Annotated in this window: 16 protein-coding genes and 1 tRNA gene; 10 read left to right on the plus strand and 7 right to left on the minus strand. The window is 67.7% G+C overall.

Annotated elements, in window-relative coordinates; all coding sequences use genetic code 11:
• Window positions 1-42 precede the first annotated feature (42 nt).
• The 4 genes from H149_RS0113830 to H149_RS0113845 all read right to left on the minus strand — a co-directional run bounded on the left by H149_RS0113830 (window position 43) and on the right by H149_RS0113845 (window position 4,150).
• A complete protein-coding gene (locus H149_RS0113830) occupies window positions 43-432 on the minus strand; it encodes a hypothetical protein (RefSeq protein WP_020650361.1) in 390 nt (129 codons plus the stop codon).
• Complete coding sequence (locus H149_RS0113835; RefSeq protein WP_020650362.1) at window positions 429-866, minus strand: DNA polymerase III subunit chi; 438 nt, start codon at window positions 864-866, stop codon at window positions 429-431. Before H149_RS0113835 ends, H149_RS0113830 begins: the two co-directional genes overlap by 4 nt.
• A 28-nt stretch (window positions 867-894) precedes the next feature.
• Entirely contained in the window at window positions 895-2,520 is a 1,626-nt protein-coding gene (locus tag H149_RS21070; protein ID WP_051101870.1) for a phosphoethanolamine transferase, read from the minus strand.
• A gap of 115 nt (window positions 2,521-2,635) precedes the next feature.
• Window positions 2,636-4,150, minus strand: coding sequence for a leucyl aminopeptidase (locus H149_RS0113845; RefSeq protein ID WP_020650364.1), 1,515 nt, complete (start codon window positions 4,148-4,150; stop codon window positions 2,636-2,638).
• A 288-nt stretch (window positions 4,151-4,438) separates the two neighbouring features.
• On the opposite strand from H149_RS0113845, the gene lptF reads away from it, so the two are divergent.
• The 3 genes from lptF to H149_RS0113860 all read left to right on the plus strand — a co-directional run bounded on the left by lptF (window position 4,439) and on the right by H149_RS0113860 (window position 7,226).
• Window positions 4,439-5,533, plus strand: a complete 1,095-nt coding sequence (gene lptF, locus H149_RS0113850; protein WP_020650365.1) for an LPS export ABC transporter permease LptF — start codon at window positions 4,439-4,441, stop codon at window positions 5,531-5,533.
• Window positions 5,530-6,597, plus strand: coding sequence for an LPS export ABC transporter permease LptG (gene lptG / locus H149_RS0113855; protein ID WP_020650366.1), 1,068 nt, complete (start codon window positions 5,530-5,532; stop codon window positions 6,595-6,597). The genes lptF and lptG overlap by 4 nt, the downstream gene beginning before the upstream one ends.
• Before the next feature lie 107 nt (window positions 6,598-6,704).
• On the plus strand, window positions 6,705-7,226 hold the full coding sequence (locus H149_RS0113860; RefSeq protein WP_026353168.1) for a CC0125/CC1285 family lipoprotein: 522 nt from the start codon (window positions 6,705-6,707) through the stop codon (window positions 7,224-7,226).
• A gap of 39 nt (window positions 7,227-7,265) precedes the next feature.
• On the opposite strand, the gene H149_RS22280 is transcribed toward H149_RS0113860, so the two are convergent.
• Complete coding sequence (locus H149_RS22280; protein ID WP_020650368.1) at window positions 7,266-7,799, minus strand: RDD family protein; 534 nt, start codon at window positions 7,797-7,799, stop codon at window positions 7,266-7,268.
• Window positions 7,800-7,894: 95 nt separating this feature from the next.
• On the minus strand, window positions 7,895-9,172 hold the full coding sequence (locus H149_RS21080) for an MHYT domain-containing protein (protein ID WP_020650369.1): 1,278 nt from the start codon (window positions 9,170-9,172) through the stop codon (window positions 7,895-7,897).
• Window positions 9,173-9,433: 261 nt separating this feature from the next.
• Here H149_RS21080 and H149_RS0113875 point away from each other — a divergent pair, with 261 nt between their 5' ends.
• Complete coding sequence (locus H149_RS0113875) at window positions 9,434-10,342, plus strand: recombination-associated protein RdgC (protein WP_020650370.1); 909 nt, start codon at window positions 9,434-9,436, stop codon at window positions 10,340-10,342.
• A gap of 223 nt (window positions 10,343-10,565) precedes the next feature.
• Here the strand turns inward: H149_RS0113875 and H149_RS0113880 are convergent.
• A tRNA-Glu gene (locus H149_RS0113880) sits at window positions 10,566-10,641 on the minus strand.
• Between the two features lie 62 nt (window positions 10,642-10,703).
• On the opposite strand from H149_RS0113880, the gene pcnB reads away from it, so the two are divergent.
• From pcnB to H149_RS0113915, 6 genes are all read left to right on the plus strand, one after another.
• Window positions 10,704-12,041, plus strand: coding sequence for a polynucleotide adenylyltransferase PcnB (gene pcnB, locus H149_RS0113885; protein ID WP_020650371.1), 1,338 nt, complete (start codon window positions 10,704-10,706; stop codon window positions 12,039-12,041).
• A complete protein-coding gene (folK, locus tag H149_RS21085) occupies window positions 12,038-12,523 on the plus strand; it encodes a 2-amino-4-hydroxy-6-hydroxymethyldihydropteridine diphosphokinase (RefSeq protein WP_020650372.1) in 486 nt (161 codons plus the stop codon). Before pcnB ends, folK begins: the two co-directional genes overlap by 4 nt.
• Before the next feature lie 220 nt (window positions 12,524-12,743).
• Window positions 12,744-13,655: a 3-methyl-2-oxobutanoate hydroxymethyltransferase gene (gene panB / locus H149_RS21090; protein ID WP_020650373.1), complete on the plus strand. Its 912-nt coding sequence runs from the start codon at window positions 12,744-12,746 to the stop codon at window positions 13,653-13,655.
• Window positions 13,655-14,509 carry a pantoate--beta-alanine ligase gene (panC, locus tag H149_RS0113905; protein WP_020650374.1) on the plus strand — a complete coding sequence of 285 codons (855 nt, stop codon included), beginning with the start codon at window positions 13,655-13,657 and terminating at the stop codon, window positions 14,507-14,509. Before panB ends, panC begins: the two co-directional genes overlap by 1 nt.
• A gap of 162 nt (window positions 14,510-14,671) precedes the next feature.
• Window positions 14,672-15,061 (plus strand): aspartate 1-decarboxylase, encoded by a 390-nt coding sequence (gene panD / locus H149_RS0113910; protein ID WP_020650375.1) that lies wholly within the window; start codon window positions 14,672-14,674, stop codon window positions 15,059-15,061.
• Window positions 15,058-15,675, plus strand: a complete 618-nt coding sequence (locus H149_RS0113915) for a TIGR02466 family protein (RefSeq protein ID WP_020650376.1) — start codon at window positions 15,058-15,060, stop codon at window positions 15,673-15,675. Before panD ends, H149_RS0113915 begins: the two co-directional genes overlap by 4 nt.
• The last annotated feature ends 75 nt before the right edge of the window (window positions 15,676-15,750 follow it).

Genomic DNA, 15,750 nt, shown 5'->3' on the forward strand with positions numbered 1-15,750 from the left:
AAGGGTCGATATTCTAGGGCTTGCGGGCGCGGCCCGCGCAGCTCAGCGCGACTGGCAGTCGGGTCCGCGCGTGACCTCGACGCCGGCGACCGTGCCGCCGGCGCCCGGCAGCAGGACGACCTGGTCGCGGTTCTCGCAGGCGAAGCTGATCTTGGCCGGGCGCTTCGTGCACTGCATGAAGCGGGCGTCCTCGTGGTCGCGGCCGCTCTCGTCGGTGTAGGCGCCGCGCTTGAACGGGCCGCAAGAGAAATTGAGGCTGGACAGGCGCGCCGTGGCTTCCTCGAAGTCGAGACCGATCGGCACCTCGCGGTGCACGCGGCTGACGACGTCCGGCTCCGGCGTCTGGCTGAAGTAGCTGCAGGCGCTGAGCAGGCCAGCGAGCGCCGGCAGCGACAGTCGCAGGATGGAAGCGGAGAGCGGGCGTTTGATCACAGGTTGTGGGTGGCCAGTTCGTAGCCACGATCGCGGTAGAACTTGTAGCGCTCGCGGGATTTCGCGCGGCCCTGCGGGTCGGCGGCGACGATCTCGAGAACGCGCTCGAAGCGGCTGAAGAAGTCCGGCACGTCCAGGCCCAGGTTGAGCATCACGCCGTGGTGGCTGTCCGGCGGCTCGCCGTTGCCGATCAGCACCGCCGGCAGCGGCGCGGGCGGCGTGCCGCCGGTGTGACGCTCGTGCGCGATGAAACCGCCCTGGCGATAGGTCCACAGGGCGATGTCGAGATCCTCGGCCAGCGCCGGGTCGGGCACGCGCGCGTAAATGCGATGGCCGCCGGCGCTCGCTTTCTCGCACAGCTTGCAGGCGGTCATCACCGGTCCGCCAGTCTCGGCCGCGCCCTCCCGGAGGATGTAGAAATCGATCCGCGTCATGCGCCCATTCTATGCGAACGGGCGAGGCTCAATCGTGGCGGCGCCGCGACGGTGTGTAGGGGAGATCGCCGACGAAGCGCGTCTGCGGCCGGAACTGTTCGCCGAGCAGCGCCAGATGCGGAACGTCGAAGCGGGTGCGGATGCGGGCGAGATCGAGGACGGTCCAGTCGAGCAGGTCGGTCTGGAACGGCCGGCCTTCGAGCTGGGCGTCGGTCCTGGCGTCGGGCGCTTTCGACAGCCAGACGAAGAACGGCACGGTGACGCCCGGTTCGCTCAGGGTGTGGCCGGCGAAATCGCGCGTGTGGCCGACTTCCTGGGCGTGGTCGGAGGTGTAGAGGAAGGCGCCGGAGCCGCTGTCGTCGTCGGCCTTGAAGCTGCGCAGCAGGCGCGCGATGACGGCGTCCTGGTAGAGCATGGCGTTGTCGTAGCTGTTGCGCTGCAGGCGCACCCAGGTCGAGCGTTCGTCCTTGCGCATCTGCTCGATGACCGGGTCGTCGATGCCGGAGAAGCGCTTGTACTCGGGCGGCGAGCGCATCTCGTAGTGCGGATGCGCGCCCAGCAGGTGGACGACGATCAGCTTGCGTGGCGCGTCGTCGCGCAGGGCCTCTTCCCACGGCGGCAGCACGCCCTCGTCGAGCTTGCGATCGCCGCGCGAGCCGCCGCTGTTGACGATGCGCACGACATCGGCCTCGGCCGCGAAGCGGGGGTTGATGTAGCGGTCGTGCTGATTGGAGATCCAGTAGGTCTTGTAGCCGGCCGCCTTGGCGAGCAGCAGTACGCTCGGCTCGGCCTCGTCGTCGAGCGGGCGGTCGACCTCGGCCGGCGTCAGCATCAGCCGGAACGAGGCGACCGTGCCGGAGGCGCCGGAGATCACGTCCTGGAAGACCACGGCGTCGGCGGTTTCGCGCAGCAGCTGCGGCGTGGTCGCGCGCGGATAGCCGTAGAGCTGCCAGTTCCAGCGGTTGGTGCTTTCGCCGATCACCAGGACGACGGTGTTGCGCGCCGGGCCGACGTAGGTCGGCTGCCACTCGGGCAGCTTGCGTTCGGCGAGCAGGCGTTTCTCGTCGATCTGTTCGATCTTGTCCTGGAAGCGCTGATACTGCGTCAGCTGGTTGGGCCAGAACAGCAGCGGGTTGGCGCGGCGGAAGGTCGGGTTGGCGTGCAGGCCGACGAAGATCACCAGCAGGCCGACCGCCCAGCGGGCACGGGCATGGCGCAACCTTTCGCCGTCGGCGCGCAGGTAGAGCAGCGCGGCGAACAGCAGCAGGCCGGCGAGCAGGAACTGCGCGATCAGCAGCCCGTACTGGTTGAAGAATTCGAGGCTCTCGTCGACCGAGGTGTTGCCGATCGCGTCGAGCACCAGCACCGTGTCCGGCTTGGTCTGATAGAGCGCGATCAGGAAGCCCTTGAGCGCGAGGTCGACGGCGAAGGCGGCGCACCAGAGGCGGTAGCCGATGCGCTGCGCCACTGGATGGGCGAGGCGCAGCAGCGGATAGCCGCCGAGCAGGAAGACGAGTGCCGCCTTGGCTGCTTCGCGCCAGCCGGCGTCGAGCAACAGGTAGGCGCCCAGGACCGCCGCGCCGGCGAGCGGCAGACCGTAGCGTCGTGCCCAAGTGGTGCCGCGCGGCCAAGCCGCGATCAAAACCGCATTCATCGAATCACTTCCCCGAACCCCACGCGATCGTATTGCAGTTTGCGTGCCGTCCCTGCTGAGGGCGCGGGCCGCCGCCGGCCGCCGGCCCGCACCGGCGGCCGCCTTGCCCTGGTGTTTAGTCCTGTTCCTTCTTGGCGGCGACGTTGAGCAGATACTGCGTCAGCAGCGGTACCGGCCGTCCCGTCGATTTCTTGCCGACCCAGGCGGTGCCGGCAACATCCAGATGCGCCCACTTCATCTTCTTGGTGAAGCGGTGCAGGAAGCTCGCGCCGATGATCGCGCCGGCCTCGCGGCCGCCGCGCGTGGCGATGTTGGCGACGTCGGCGAACTCGCTCTTGAGGTTCTCGTCGTACTCCGGCCACAGCGGCAGTTCCCAGGCGCGGTCGCCGACCTGCTCGCCGGCGTTCAGCAGCGCGCGGCCCAGCGCCGGCGTATTGCTGAACAGGCCCGAGGCGACGCTGCCGAGCGCGACCACGCAGGCGCCGGTCAGCGTCGCCATGTCGATGCAGGTGACCGGCTCGTATTCCTTCTCGACGTAGCTGAGCGCGTCGCAGAGGATCAGGCGACCTTCGGCGTCGGTGTTGAGCACCTCGATGGTGATGCCGGCCATGCTGGTGACGATGTCGCCCGGCTTGTTGGCGTCGCCGTTGATGAGGTTCTCGGTCGCGGCGACCACGCCGACGACGTTGATTGGCAGCTTGAGCTCGGCGATCGCGGTCAGCGTGCCGAACACCGCGGCGCCGCCGCACATGTCGAACTTCATTTCGTCCATCTGCGCCGCCGGCTTGATCGAGATGCCGCCGGCGTCGAAGGTCAGGCCCTTGCCGACCAGCGCGATCGGGCGTTCGCCCTTCGGCCCTTTCAGGTACTCCATGACGATCAGCTTCGGCGGCTGGCTGGAGCCCTTGGCGACCGACAGCAGCGCGCCCATGCCGAGCTTCTCCATCTCGGCCTGGTCGAGGATCTTGGTCTTGATCGGGTACTGCGTCGCCAGCTGTTTGGCGCGCTCGGCGAGGTAGGCCGGGGTGCAGATGTTGCCCGGCAGGTTGCCGAGATCCTTGGCCAGCGCCACGCCCTTGGCGATCGCCAGCGCTTCGGCGAGGCCGCGCTCGCCGGCCGGCAGGTCGGAGCGGCGCGGCACGTCGAAGGTATAGCGTTCGAGCTTCGGCGGCTGGACCTCTTCGCGCGCACGCGCGCCGCGGCATTCGTCGAAGCGGTAGAAGACGTCCTCGGTGGCGGTCAGCGCATGGGCGACATTCCACTGGAAGTCGCGATTCTTGATCGTCAGGTGCGTCAGGTAGGACACCGCATCGATCGCGCCGGTCTGGCGCAGGGCGCGGGCGACGGCCGCCTGCACCTTGCGGAACGCGGTCTCGTCAAAGTTGCGTTCCTTGCCGAGACCGACGAGCATCACGCGATCCGCGAAAGTGCCCGCGACGTTGTGCAGGATCAGCGTCGAGCCGAGCTTGCCGTCCATGTCGCCGCGACGCATCACCGTGGCGATCGCGCCGTCGCTGACGCGGTCGATCGTCTCGGCGGCCTCGGTCGGCGAGCGGCGATCAAAAATGCCGACGATGACGCAGGCAACGCGTTGCTTTTCGGGATTTCCGCTTTTTACAAAGTATTCCATGGACGGACTCGGCTCTTTGAGGCTCTTCAGGTTTAATGCGGCCCAGGGCCGACCCGCGCTCGATGCTGGGGCGGCGGCTGCCAGGAACGAAAAACCTTTTAGAATGTGAGAAGTTTCACATTCTAGCGCTTGAACCCGCCGGAACAAGCAGGGGATTTCCCGATTTGCCGGTTTCCGGGGGCGAATTTGAATGATCCGCCTGCGCGGGACGCGTGGTGACGGCAGGGCGCGCAGGGCCGCGCCGGCGGCCACGGCGGCAGCGCAGGCAGGAACGACATTTGGAGAGAGATGAAAGGCGTACTCGGACGCTATCTGCTGCGCGAAGCGGGCAGTGCCTGGCTCGGCGTGACGCTGGTGCTGCTGGCGATCATGCTGTCGACGCGGTTCGCGCGCTATCTGGCGCAGGCGGCGGCCGGCGAGCTGCCGCAGAACCTGCTGCTGCAGGTGGCGGCGCTGTCGAGCCTGCAGTACCTGGTGCTGCTGATTCCGGTGTCGCTGCTGCTCGCGGTGATGATGGCGCTCGGCCGCCTCTACCAGGACAACGAGATCGCGGCGATGACCGGCTGCGGCGTGGGACTGTGGCCGCTGTATCGGCCGTTCCTGCTGCTCGGCGCCGGCCTTGCGGTGCTGACCGCGCTGCTCGCGTTCCAGATCGGGCCGTGGGCGGGGCGCACCTCGGATTACCTCGTCAAGGACGCGGTGCGCTTCATCAAGTTCAATCCGTTCGAGGAAGGCCATTTCAAGTCGATCGCCGACGGCCGCGCCGTGGTCTTCACCGAACGGATGAGCGCTGACGGCAGTCAGCTCGACAACGTCATTGCCGAAGTGCGCGAAGCGCAGGGCGCCAGCTTCGTCACGGCGCGCAGTGGCGCGCAGTCCGTCGATGCCGCCACGGGGGCGCGCGAAGTCGTGCTCGAGCAGGGCTATCGCTACGTCGGCGAGCCGGGCACGACCCGCTTCGACGTCATGCACTTCGACCGGCTGACGACCCACATCAATCCGCCGGCGTTTCTCTACAGCAGTTCCAAGCGCAAGATCCAGCCGACCGGCGAACTGCTCGGCACCGATGATCCGCGCGACCGGGCCGAACTCGAATGGCGCATCGGCGCGCCGATCGCGGTGTTCGTGCTGGCCCTGCTGGCGGTGCCGCTGTCGTACGTGCGGCCGCGCCAGGGACGTTACGGCAAGCTGGTGCTCGGCATCGTCGCCTATCTGGTCTATTCGCAGCTGATGGGCATCGCGCAGTCCTGGGTCGCCAAGGACAAGCCGATCGGCGCCTTGGGACTGTGGTGGGTGCATGGGCTGATGCTGGCGGTTGCACTGTTCCTGATCGCCCGGCAGCAGAACTGGCTGCACCGGCGTGGCGGCGGGAGCCACGCATGACCCGGCGCCTGACGCAGCATCTGGTCACGCACATCGTCAGCTTCTCGGCGATCGTCGCGCTGGCGCTGGTGGCGATCTACACCTTCATCAGTTTCGTCTCCGAAATCGACCAGGCCGGGCAGGGCGGTTTCGGCGTGGTCCAGCTGCTGTACTACACGGCCATGATGGTGCCGACCGGCCTGTATACGCTGATGCCGGTCATCGCCCTGCTCGGCACGCTGATGGGTCTCGGCACGCTGGCGGCGCAGAACGAGATCACGGCGATGCGCGCGGCCGGCATGACGGTGATGCAGATCGGCGCGGCGGCGCTGCTGGCCGGCGTGCTGTTCGGCGGCTTCGAAGTGCTGCTCGGCGACGTGCTGGCGCCGGCCGGCACGCAGGCGGCGCGCGATTTTCGCGACCAGGCCAAGGACGGCGCTCCGGCCGGCCTGGCGACGCGCCCGGTCTGGCTGCGCGACGGCACCGCCGTCATGCACATCGGCACCCTGATTTCGGAGCGCGAGGTCGCCGAACTGGAGATCTACCAGCTCGGCGACGATCTTTCCCTGCAGTCCGTGCTGCGCGCCGAGCACGGCGAGTACGTCGATGGCCACTGGCGCCTGACCGGCATCGCCCGCACGCGCTTCGAGGGCGAGCAGGTGATCGCCGAGCATCTCGACGAGCTCGACACGCAGGGGCATCTGTCGCCGGACGTGTTGCGCCTGTTCGTGCTCGAGGCCGACGCCCTGACCACGCCGGGCCTGATGCGGCTGATCGCCTACCTCGACCGCAACGGCCTCGACACGCGCAGCTACCGGCTGTCGCTGTGGCGCAAGATCGTCACGCCGCTGACCGTGGTGGCCATGATGCTGTTCGCGGTGCCGTTCGTGATCGGCTCGCAGCGCGGCGGTGGCGCCGGGCAGCGTCTGCTGGTCGGCATCGTCGTCGGCCTGGTGTTCTACGTTGTCAACGAGGTCACCGCGAGCATCGGGCAGATCCTTGGCTGGGCGCCGGTGCTCGCCGCCGGTCTGCCGACGGCGGCACTGGCGGGTCTGGCGGTCTGGCGGCTGCAACGCGCGCGCTGACGCAGCCCTACACTTCGTTACGCCGGCCGGCGCGCGACGATTCATAATGCGCTTCGTGCCGCGGAGGCGCGCTGTGCCTCGGCCGCGGCGTTTACAGGAGCATGACCATGGTGGCTTCCCCCTATCGTTACGCGCCGCGGCTGCTGATGCTCACGGCGTTCGCCACGCTCGCGGCCTGTGCAGCGGCGACGCCCTACCAGCCGGCCGAGCGCGGTTACGGCTACAGCGAGCAGCGCATCGAGCAGAACCGCTATCGCGTGACGTTCACCGGCAATTCCGACACGCCCAAGCAGACCGTCGAGAACTATCTGCTGTACCGCGCCGCCGAGCTGACGCTGCAGTCCGGATATGATTACTTCGTGCTCGTCACCGACAGCACCGAGGCCAATACGCGCTATCTGCAGAGCTTCAACGGCTACTACGGTTGGGGCAGCTACTACTGGTATCCGCGCGGCATGTACGGCGGCCTCGGCACGACGACCGCCACGCCGATCACCGAGTACGAGGCGCAAGCCAACGTCGTGATGTTCGCCGGCAAGAAGAAGGACGACGACGTCAAGGCGTTCGATGCCCGCCAGGTGCGGGCCAATCTCGAGCCGCAGGTCGTGCGGCCGAAGCCGAAGCAGTAAGGAGCGCCGTCGCCGCGCCGGCACGGCCGGCCGGCGTGCTCAGGACGGGCCGGTTGCGGATCGGCCGGCTTTCGGCAGGGTGACGACGCGCGTGCCGCTGACCCAGTCCTGCGGCGCGCGCCGGCGCCCGTCGGCGAGCATGGCGAGCAGCGCGAGCGCGCTCAGCGCCGCGCAGGCCAGGCTGGTCGGTCCGGCATGCGGCAGTTCGCGCAGATGCGGCAGGCGCGCCAGCGGCGGCGTCAGGACCATGCCCCAAACCGCGAGCATCACGGCGTAGCGCGCCCCGGCTTGCAGCCATGACGGAGGCCGGTCGTCGCCGGCGAGCAACTGCAGGCGCCAGGCGCGCATGCCCAGCGTCTGACCGCCATGCGTCCAGAACCAGACGAAGAACACTAGGCCGACGGTGAACAGGTAGGCGCGCAGCACGGCCCAATGGCGCTCCGCACCGAGCGCGTCGCGCACCAGCATTTCGACCAGCAAAGCCGCCATCCACAGACCGACCAGCAACAGGCTGTCGTAGACCGCGGCGAGCAGGCGGCGCCAGAGCGGGGCAGGCGAGAGGAAGTCGGACATCGACGAGGCTGAAGACGGGAAAGGTGCCAGCATAGCCGCGGACCGACAAAAGAAAAGCCGCGGCGAGCGCGGCTTTCGGCAGGCGTAAGGGGGGCTCAGGCCGCGACCGGACGCTGTGTGCCGGCGCCCTTGCTCGGGGCAGGGCCGGCTTGCGGGTCGACACTGCGGGCTGCGGCCATCAGCAGCTGTCGCGAATTCTGGCCGTGGTCGGGGAAAGTTCCGCAGCCGACGTGCGCTTGCGGGACCAGGCGTTGCGCGCCGACCTCGATCGGCATCGTGCAGGCCGACAGCAGCTGGTCGCGCAACAGGACTGGCGCGCCTTCCATCGGGTCGCGCATGCGCAGCAGCGCGAACTCGGCCTTGCCGTAGCGGGCGAGGAAGTCGTGCGGGCGCGCCAGCGGCCGGATCCGGTCGGCGATGATCTTCATCGCCATGCTTTCGTCGCCGCCTTCGGGAAAGCGCAGCGCTCCATAGAACAGATCGAATTTCGCGCCGCTGCGGCCGCAGCGCTGGATGAAGCCGACGGCTTCCTGCTGGAACGACGCGCGGTTGCGCAGCATCGTTTCCGGGTCGTGCAGGGCGAGGATGCGCGCGCGTTCCTCCTGGGCCTGCTGCAAGCGCTCCTCGCGCAGGCGAGCCTGCTTGCGGGCATCCAGTGCCGCCAGGATCATGATCATCGTCGTCAGCAGCACCGTGAAGGCGGCGACCGGCGTCGCCGTCCAGGCGCCGGTGAGGCTGCTGGCGGCGCCGCAGATCGAGCCGACCGGAAAGCTGGCTGCGGCCATGCCGGTGTAGTGCATGCCGACGACTGCGAGGCCCATGATCAGCGCGGCGCCGAGGCGTGCCGGCATTTGCAGCCCGTCCTTCAGCCGGCGCAGGTTGAAGACGATCCACAGCGCCGTGCCGGATGCGGCGACGGCGATCATGACCGAGGCGGTGAACAGCAGCGGGTTCCAGACGATGCCCGGACGCATCTGCATCGCATACATGCCGCTGTAGTGCATGACGCTGATGCCGAGGCCCATCAGGGTGGCGCCGACGACCACGGCTTTCGGGCCCATCTCGCGGCGGCTCGCCATATACAAGGCCAGCGCCGATGCGACGATGGCGGCGGCCAGCGAGCCCAGCGTCAGCGTCAGGTCATAGCCCAGCGAGATCGGCAGCGAGAATGCCTGCATGCCGATGAAGTGCATCGACCAGATGCCGGTGCCCATCGCCATCGCGCCAAGGCCGATCCACAGCCATTGCCGCTCGGGGTTGCGGAAGATGCGATGGGCCAGATCGATCGCCGAGTACGAAGCGAACGCCGCCACCAGATACGACAGCACCACGAGGCCGGTGTCGTACTGGCCCGCGAGATAAATCGGATTCACTCATTCCCCCTGGAATGTCCCTGTTCCGGTCGCCGCAAGCTTGCTTGAAGCGGCGCGAGGTCCGCTTGCCGCTATTCCGCCCGGCGGCTCCGGCCGTCGGAAACCGATTCCGCCACTGCCGCCGGTCGGTGCTCGCGCGCCGCTCGGCCCGCGCAGCGCGGGCGGCACAGTCGCGGCGCGCGACTTGCTAAACTCGCCAACTCTTCCGATTTTCCTGCGTGGTGCCGACCGGTGCCGCGCCCAGCCGGTTCCCGTATCGCCATGTGGTTCAAGAATCTGCAGACCTATCGTCTGGCCGGCGAGTGGACGCTCGCGCCCGGTGCGCTCGAAGAGCGTCTCGCCAAGCATCCCCTGCAGCCCTGCGTTGGCCTCAACCCGCAAAGCCGCGGCTGGGTCGCGCCGGCGACCAGCCCCCAACTCGTCTATGCACAGGGCCGGCAGATGCTGATCGCGCTCGGTGTCGAGCAGAAGCTGCTGCCGTCGGCGGTCGTCAAGCAGACGGTCGATGAGCGTGCCGAGGAGCTGGCGTCCCGGCAAGGCTTCAAGCCGGGCCGCAAGCAATTGCGCGACCTCAAGGATCAGGTGATCGCCGAGCTGATGCCGCGTGCCTTCGCCAAGCGGCGCAGCACGCGCGCGTGGCTCGATCCGGTGTCGGGCTGGGTCGTCGTCGACGCCGCCTCGCCGGCGCGCGCCGAGGAACTGCTCGAAGTGCTGCGCGATGCGGTCGAAGGCCTGAGCCTGGAACTGCCGGAGCTGGCGCAGTCGCCCGGGGCGGCGATGACCGCCTGGCTCGCCGGCGGCAATGCGCCGGGCACTTTCGATCTCGATCAGGAATGCGAGCTGCGCGGCAACGACCAGACCAAGCCCACCGTTCGCTACCTGCGCCACACGCTCGACGGTGAAGAAGTGCGCAAGCACATCAGCGAGGGCAAGCTGGCGACGCGCCTGGGGCTGCGCTGGAACAATCGCGTCAGCTTCGTGCTGACCGACAAGTTCGAGGTCAAGAAGCTGCGCTTCGAGGACATCGAGAAGGCGCGCGAAGACGCGGCGACGCTAAGTCCGGAAGAGCAGTTCGATGCCGAGTTCGCGCTGATGTCCGGCGAACTGGTGGCGCTGCTCAAGGATCTGGAGCAGGCGCTCGGCGGCACGCCGGTGCGCGCGGCGGCCTGAGGCTCGGTCGCGGACCGAAGGGTCCGGACGGCTGCCCGAGCCGTCCGCCCGTTCCGCGGCACAGGTCCGGCGCTTGGGCCGGCGTCTTTGGGGTCCCACGGCTTGTCGCGGCCGGGCGACTCGCGGGCGGTTGCCCGGGCGGTCGGTTGAAGTCCGCAGGCGGCGCGGCGCCTTTGCCCTGCGTCGACAACAAAAAGCCCCGCACTTGGCGGGGCTTGCGCATTGGCGCTCCTACCCGGATTCGAACCGGGGTTTAAGCCTTGAGAGGGCTCCGTCCTAGGCCTCTAGACGATAGGAGCTTGAAACTGGATTCTCTTTGCGCCTTTTTGCGCTGCAAGAGGCCGCGTATTATACGCGCCTCATGAATTGGCTCAAGACCTTGTTTCCGCGCAGCAAGAAAATTCCCACCCCGAAACGGGTGCCGCGCGCGGAACATCCGATATCGCGCTCCCTCCTGCCGTCCGGCACGCTCAAGGTTCTTTATGGACTGAAGGATGCCGGCTACGAGGCTTACGTCGTCGGCGGTGGTGTCCGCGACCTGCTGGCCGGCATGGAGCCCAAGGATTTCGACATCGCCACCAATGCGCGACCGGAGGAGGTGCGGCAGATCTTCCGCTCGTGCCGCCTCGTCGGCCGGCGCTTCGTGATTGCGCACGTGCGCTTCGGTGACGAGATCTCCGAGGTGACGACGTTCCGCGGCCCGATCACCGAAAGCCACGAACGCGACGAGACCGGCCGCATCCTTGCCGACAACGAGTACGGCACGCTGGAGAGCGATGCGTTCCGCCGCGACTTCACGGTCAACGCGATGTACTACGACATCCGCGATTTCTCGATCGTCGATTTCGCCGGCGGACTCGACGACATCAAGGCGGGCGTGATCCGCCTGATCGGCGATCCGGAATTGCGCTATCGCGAGGACCCGGTGCGCATGCTGCGTGCGGTGCGCATCGCCAACAAGCTGAAGTTCCACATCGAGAAGCGCACGGCGGCGCCGATCCGCAAGCTCGCGCCGCTGCTGCGCGAGATTCCGGCGGCACGCCTGTTCGACGAGGTCGTCAAGCTGCTGCAGTGCCGCGACGCGGTAGCCAATCTGCGCGGCCTGCGCGAGTACGGCTTGCTGCCGCATCTGCTGCCGCACGCCGACACGGCGATGGCAAGGCCTCAGGCCTGTGATTTCATCGAACGGGCCCTGGAGAACACCGCCGAGCGGATCGCTGCCGACCAGACCGTCAGTGCGGCGTTCCTCTATGCAGCGCTGCTGTGGCCGGCGGTGCAGGCGCGCATGCAGAAGCTCTGCAACGGCGATGACGGGCACACCAACATTGCGATCGCACAGGCGTCGGACGAGATCCTTCTCGAATCGCAGCGTCACATCGTGATTCCGAAGCGCTTCTCGGTGCCGATGCGCGAAATCTGGGCACTGCAGCCGCGCTTCGACATGCGCCGCGGCGGGCGCGCGCAGCGCCTGCTGACCCATCCGCGCTTCCGCGCCGCCTATGATTTTCTCTTGCTGCGTGCGCAGTCCGGCGAGGTGTCGCAGGAGCTCGCCGACTGGTGGACGCAGGCGCAGACCGGCGGTGGTCTGCCGCCGCTGACGCAGGCCGCGGCGACCGAGGAAGGAGAGGCGCCGCGCAAGCGCCGCCGCCGCGGCGGGCGCGGACGGCGGCGTCCGGGCGCTCAGCCCGTCGCGGAGTGAAGCGCCGCGCCTACATCGGGCTCGGCGCCAATCTCGGCGACCCGCCGGCGCGGCTGCGCTGGGCCTTGACCCGCTTGCGTGAACTCGGCGAGGTCGTCGCGCATTCGTCCCTGTACCGCAGCGCGCCGATGGGGCCGCGCGAGCAGCCCGAGTTCTGCAATGCGGTGGCGCGCCTCGATACCGCGATGGAGCCCGCCGAACTGATGCAGGCTCTGCTCGCGATCGAACGCGACGCCGGCCGCGTCCGCGACATCAAGTGGGGGCCGCGCACGCTCGATCTCGACCTGCTGCACGTCGAAGGATTCGTCCACGACACGCCCGAGCTGCGCCTGCCGCATCCGGGGATCGCCGAGCGCAACTTCGTGCTGGTGCCCTGGGCGGAGATCGCACCGGCGCTCGAGGTGCCCGGTCTCGGCCGCGTCGGCGAGTGTGCTGCGCGGATCGGCAACGAAGGTCTGGCGCTGTGGGATTCCGGCAATTGACCGGGCGTTCGAATGGGCTACACTGCGCCCGCTTCGCACTCGGCCGCCGGGCCGCGGGCGGCGCGCATCGGGTGTCTGCCTTAGTGGGCCGCCCTTTTCACAAAGCCCGTAAACGCCGCGCGTATGTCTTTTTGGGCCGCGCGCGTTTCCCCATCGAAGCCGCGTGCCCGCCTCGACACTGACGACGAGGCGCGACGCCGAGTCTTCCGGGAGCCCTCACATGGAAGTTGCCAAGCCCGTCAACGTCGCCGAGCTGCGCCGCATGCGCGCGGCCGGCGAGAAGATCGCCAGCCTCACCTGCTACGACGCGAGTTTCGCGCTCGTCGAGGACCGTGCCGGAGTCGACGTCATCCTCGTCGGCGACTCGCTCGGCATGGTCATGCAGGGCGGCACGACGACCACGCCGGTCACCGTCGATCATGTCGTCTATCACAGCAAATGCGTCGCCCCGCAGCTCAAGCGCGCGTTCCTGGTCGCCGATCTGCCGTTCCTGTCGTACGCCACGCTCGAGCGCGCGCTCGATGCTTCGCAGCGCCTGATGCAGGAGGGCGGGGCCAAGATGGTCAAGCTCGAGGGCGGCCGCGAGCAGGCGGCGATCGTCGAGTATCTCGCCATCCGCGGCGTGCCGGTCTGCGCGCACCTCGGCCTGCAGCCGCAGTTCGTCCACAAGATGGGGGCGTTCAAGGTCCAGGGACGCGACGACGCCGCAGCCGAGGCGATGTTGCACGACGCCAAAGTGCTGGCCGATGCCGGCGCCGATCTGCTGGTGCTCGAGTGCATCCCGTCCGAGCTCGGCCGTCGCATCACCGAGATCTCGCCAGTCCCCGTGATCGGCATCGGCGCCGGCCCGGCGACCGACGGCCAGATTCTGGTGCTGCAGGACATCCTCAATATTTCGCCGCTGGTCACCTTGGGGCGCCGTCCGCGCTTCGTGAAGAACTACATGGACGGGGCAGCGAGCATCGAGGCCGCGATTCGCGCGTACGTTGACGAGGTCAAGACCGGCGCCTATCCGGATGCCGAGCACAGCTTCGCCGAGGTTTCCAGGGCCCTGCCGGGAGCGGCGGCTTCGCTGGCGTCGCCGCCGGTCGGCGCGGCGGCCGAGACCGCGATGAAGGTGCCGCGCGCGTGATGGACACCGTTCACCATATCGACGCGCTGCGCGCACAGTTGCAGGTCTGGCGGCGCGAAGGGGCGCGGATTGCGCTGACGCCGACGATGGGCAATCTGCATGCCGGTCATCTGCGTCTCGTCGAAGCCGCGCGCCGCCGCGCCGACCGCGTCGTCGCCAGTGTCTTCGTCAATCCGTTGCAGTTCGGGCCGAACGAGGATTTCGATCGCTATCCGCGCACGCTGGAGGCCGACGCCGACAAGCTCGCCCAGGCCGGATGCGACCTGCTGTTCGCGCCGAGCGTCGCCGAGATGTATCCGCACGGCCGCGACGGCTTCACGGTGATCAGCGTGCCGCGCTATGCCGGTCTGCTTGAAGGCGCGTTCCGGCCGGGGCATTTCGATGGTGTCGCCACGGTCGTCAACATCCTGCTGACGCTGGTGGCGCCCGATGTCGCGCTGTTCGGCGAAAAGGATTACCAGCAACTGCTGGTCATCCGGCAGATGGCGCGTGATCTGCACATGCCGGTGGAAATCGTCGGCGTGCCGACCGAGCGCGAGGCGGACGGGCTGGCGCTGTCGTCCCGCAACCAGTACCTGCTGCCGGCCGAGCGGGCACAGGCGGCGATGCTGTATGCCGCCCTGCAGCGCGTCGGCGAGGCACTGCGCGCCGGCCGGCGCGACTACGCCGCGCTGTGCGCGATTGAGACCGAGCGCCTCGAGGCTGCCGGATTTCGTCCGCAATATTTGACCGTCCGGCGGCCCGACTTGAGCGAGCCGGACGCGGCCGACCACGAATTTCGCGTCCTTTTGGCATCTTTTCTGGGCAATACGAGGCTGATTGACAACATCGGTCTTATAACGGAAACGGTTTGATCATAGAGCGAAATGGGCTAGAATCGCGGCCCAGAGCTTTGTGACCATCATCACAAGCACCGGGCGTATGTCTTTGTGGGCCGCCCGCCTTTATCGAGATCCGCGAGCGCCGGCGTATGTCTTTTTGGGCCGCCGACGCAGCAACAATTCCTGAGGCCCTCCATGCAACTGCAACTGCTGAAATGCAAGCTGCATCGCGCTTGCGTGACGCACGCCGAGTTGGACTACGACGGTTCCTGCGCGATCGATGCCAAGCTCCTCGAACTGGCCAATATCCTCGAGTTCGAGCAGATCCAGATTTACAACATCACGAACGGCGAGCGTTTCACGACTTACGCCATCAAGGCCGAGCCGGGGTCGGGCATCATCTCGGTGAACGGCGCTGCCGCGCACAAGGCCGGCGTCGGTGACCGCGTCATCATCTGCGCGTTTGCGTCGATGGATGCAGCCGCGGCGCGCGTCTACAAGCCGAGCTTGGTCTATCTAGACGAAAAGAACCGCGTCGTCCGCACCGCGAACACGATTCCGGTTCAGCCCGCCGCCAGCGCGTGAAGCGCGTCGAGGCGTGGTTTCCCACGCTGATCTACTGCGAACGCCTGCAGGCGCAAGGCCTGCGGGCGTTTAATGCAGAGTTGCTCGACGAGTGCTATCGCATTCGCGAGCATGACGCAGCCGGGCGCAAGTGGTCGGAGCCGAACTATCCGCTCGGCTATACCAGCTACGGATCGCTCGACCGGCTGCACCAGTTTTCCTCGACCTTCGACACCTTGCGCCGACAGGTCGACGCGCACGTGCGACGTTACGCGAATGCGTTGCAATGGAATCTGCGCGGCGGCCGGTTGCTGATGACCGACTGCTGGATCAACATCATGCCGCGCGGTTGCGCGCACAGCTTCCATATTCACCCGCAGGCCGTGCTCAGCGGCACCTATTACGTGCGGACGCCGCGCGGCAGCAGCGGTCTGAAGTTCGAGGATCCCCGCCTTTCGAAGCTGATGGCTGCGCCGCCGCGCCGGCCTGGCGCGAAGTCACAGCAGCCTCACATCGTCTATCCGGCCAAGGCCGGACAGCTCATTCTGTTCGAAAGCTGGCTGCGCCATGAGGTGCCGGCAAGCCGCATCGACAGCGAGCGCGTCAGTATCAGCTTCAACTACCACTGGCTCTGACGCGCATTCGGGATCTGGCGCAGCTTTCACTCGTTTCGGGAGTTTTCGCGGCGCCCGCAAGTCGCTAGTCTTGGG

Origin of the sequence: Solimonas variicoloris DSM 15731 (assembly GCF_000382285.1) — a bacterium.
GTDB lineage: Bacteria > Pseudomonadota > Gammaproteobacteria > Nevskiales > Nevskiaceae > Solimonas > Solimonas variicoloris.

What these genes read in the sequence shown, in the direction of transcription:
- panB (WP_020650373.1), top strand. Translation starts at nt 12,744, where the DNA reads ATGGAAGTTGCCAAGCCCGTCAACGTCGCCGAGCTGCGCCGCATGCGC.
- H149_RS0113845 (WP_020650364.1), bottom strand. Translation starts at nt 4,150, where the DNA reads ATGGAATACTTTGTAAAAAGCGGAAATCCCGAAAAGCAACGCGTTGCC.
- H149_RS0113860 (WP_026353168.1), top strand. Translation starts at nt 6,705, where the DNA reads ATGGTGGCTTCCCCCTATCGTTACGCGCCGCGGCTGCTGATGCTCACG.
- lptG (WP_020650366.1), top strand. Translation starts at nt 5,530, where the DNA reads ATGACCCGGCGCCTGACGCAGCATCTGGTCACGCACATCGTCAGCTTC.
- H149_RS22280 (WP_020650368.1), bottom strand. Translation starts at nt 7,799, where the DNA reads ATGTCCGACTTCCTCTCGCCTGCCCCGCTCTGGCGCCGCCTGCTCGCC.
- H149_RS0113875 (WP_020650370.1), top strand. Translation starts at nt 9,434, where the DNA reads ATGTGGTTCAAGAATCTGCAGACCTATCGTCTGGCCGGCGAGTGGACG.
- panD (WP_020650375.1), top strand. Translation starts at nt 14,672, where the DNA reads ATGCAACTGCAACTGCTGAAATGCAAGCTGCATCGCGCTTGCGTGACG.
- H149_RS21070 (WP_051101870.1), bottom strand. Translation starts at nt 2,520, where the DNA reads ATGAATGCGGTTTTGATCGCGGCTTGGCCGCGCGGCACCACTTGGGCA.
- H149_RS0113835 (WP_020650362.1), bottom strand. Translation starts at nt 866, where the DNA reads ATGACGCGGATCGATTTCTACATCCTCCGGGAGGGCGCGGCCGAGACT.
- panC (WP_020650374.1), top strand. Translation starts at nt 13,655, where the DNA reads ATGGACACCGTTCACCATATCGACGCGCTGCGCGCACAGTTGCAGGTC.
- lptF (WP_020650365.1), top strand. Translation starts at nt 4,439, where the DNA reads ATGAAAGGCGTACTCGGACGCTATCTGCTGCGCGAAGCGGGCAGTGCC.
- pcnB (WP_020650371.1), top strand. Translation starts at nt 10,704, where the DNA reads ATGAATTGGCTCAAGACCTTGTTTCCGCGCAGCAAGAAAATTCCCACC.